The sequence below is a fragment of the Exiguobacterium sp. SH0S7 genome (genome assembly GCF_004337195.1).
Classification (GTDB): Bacteria; Bacillota; Bacilli; order Exiguobacteriales; family Exiguobacteriaceae; genus Exiguobacterium; species Exiguobacterium aurantiacum_A.
The window spans coordinates 1-1,095 of sequence record NZ_SJVA01000029.1; the positions used below are offsets into that span (position 1 = coordinate 1).

General features: G+C 49.9%; 6 tRNA genes and 3 rRNA genes. All 9 read left to right on the forward strand.

The annotated features are described in order from the left end of the window. Positions 1-123: ribosomal RNA gene (locus EVJ22_RS15195) — 23S ribosomal RNA — on the forward strand; the annotation flags it as partial. Positions 124-218: 95 nt separating this feature from the next. Then, positions 219-334: ribosomal RNA gene (rrf, locus tag EVJ22_RS15200) — 5S ribosomal RNA — on the forward strand. A 9-nt stretch (positions 335-343) separates the two neighbouring features. Then, positions 344-419 (forward strand) — tRNA-Val (locus EVJ22_RS15205). Positions 420-428: 9 nt separating this feature from the next. Continuing rightward, positions 429-504, forward strand: a tRNA-Thr gene (locus tag EVJ22_RS15210). A 34-nt stretch (positions 505-538) separates the two neighbouring features. Further along, positions 539-625: transfer RNA gene (locus EVJ22_RS15215), tRNA-Leu, on the forward strand. 31 nt (positions 626-656) lie between these two features. Beyond that, positions 657-733, forward strand: a tRNA-Arg gene (locus EVJ22_RS15220). Positions 734-740: 7 nt separating this feature from the next. Then, a tRNA-Pro gene (locus tag EVJ22_RS15225) sits at positions 741-817 on the forward strand. A gap of 11 nt (positions 818-828) precedes the next feature. Further along, a tRNA-Ala gene (locus EVJ22_RS15230) sits at positions 829-904 on the forward strand. Between the two features lie 104 nt (positions 905-1,008). Continuing rightward, positions 1,009-1,095, forward strand: a 16S ribosomal RNA gene (locus tag EVJ22_RS15235); the annotation flags it as partial.

Sequence of the window (1,095 nt, forward strand, 5' to 3'; positions counted from 1 at the left end):
GATGAGATTTCCCTTTGAGCAATCAAGAAAGACCCCTCAGAGACGATGAGGTAGATAGGTCATGGGTGGAAGCACGGCGACGTGTGGAGCTGAATGATACTAATCGGTCGAGGCTTTGATCTAGAAACGGTTTGAACTTGATGAGTCTTCAGTTTTGAGAGAGTAATCTTTCAAAAAAAGTTTGACATTATGTAAAAATAATGTTAATCTCATATATGTCTGGTGGCGATAGCGAAGCGGCCACACCCGTTCCCATGCCGAACACGGAAGTTAAGCGCTTCAGCGCCGAAAGTAGTTGGGGGTCTCCCCCTGTGAGGATAGGACGTTGCCAGGCATACATATCGGAGGATTAGCTCAGCTGGGAGAGCACCTGCCTTACAAGCAGGGGGTCGGCGGTTCGATCCCGTCATCCTCCACCATTTACACCTGCCGGTGTAGCTCAGTTGGTAGAGCATCTGACTTGTAATCAGAGGGTCGAGGGTTCAAATCCTTTCGCCGGCACCATTTTTTAAAAAGTCTACCGCACTAATTATACCTTGCCGGGGTGGCGGAATTGGTAGACGCACAGGACTTAAAATCCTGCGAGGGTTTCCTCGTGCCGGTTCAAGTCCGGCCCTCGGTACCATCTATATATCCCATTGGGAATCATTCGTCTCGCACCCTTAGCTCAGCTGGATAGAGCGTTAGACTACGAATCTAAAGGCCGGGAGTTCGAATCTCTCAGGGTGCACCATGTATAACGGGAAGTAGCTCAGCTTGGTAGAGCACTTGGTTTGGGACCAAGGGGTCGCAGGTTCGAATCCTGTCTTCCCGACCATCATAACTTTTGGGGCCTTAGCTCAGCTGGGAGAGCGCCTGCCTTGCACGCAGGAGGTCAGCGGTTCGATCCCGCTAGGCTCCACCAATTCTTTAACTGACGAACTTTGAAAACTGAACGATGAGGCAAAAAAAGTTTTACAAGTTTTGAATGAAGCGCAAGCTTCGTCATTTTCAAGAGCTATATCAAATTCTTTGGAGAGTTTGATCCTGGCTCAGGACGAACGCTGGCGGCGTGCCTAATACATGCAAGTCGAGCGCAGGAAATCGACGGAACCC